We start from the raw sequence: 408 nt of genomic DNA on the forward strand, positions 1-408 counted from the left end.
CATCTTTTTCTACCACACAACTATTAGTAAGGATACTATGAAGTATTGAATCTTCCTCTTGTAGTTTTAGAAAATATTGTCTATGCAACATCATGAGCTATACTATAGAATTTAGCTCTTCTTCTTCATCCCCTAAATTTGGCCAAATAGATGTGTTCAAATCTGGTAATGGTTTGGATGGAGGATATAAATCAAATTTCTTTGTTCCTTGGCCATTTGATATGGTCATATTCCCTAATCTACAACTTATATTTGCATCCGTTGTGGCTAACCATGGTTGACCTAGGATGATAGGGCAACTAGATAGATTAACTTTGGGGGACAAAATCATGAATTTTGCAAGATACTCTAGATAATCTAAGGTTATAACTATGTTTTCTATCATTCCATTATGGGTGACAGTAGAAC

1 protein-coding gene is annotated in these 408 nt (G+C 34.1%); it reads right to left on the reverse strand.

The window, feature by feature from the left end; translation table 11 throughout:
- Window positions 1-97: 97 nt before the first annotated feature.
- Window positions 98-408: pepsin/retropepsin-like aspartic protease family protein (locus CHM34_RS19675; protein WP_206093861.1), on the reverse strand; the 311-nt coding region annotated here is incomplete at its 5' end.

Source organism: Paludifilum halophilum, assembly GCF_002245355.1.
In the GTDB taxonomy this organism is placed as follows: domain Bacteria; phylum Bacillota; class Bacilli; order Thermoactinomycetales; family DSM-45169; genus Paludifilum; species Paludifilum halophilum.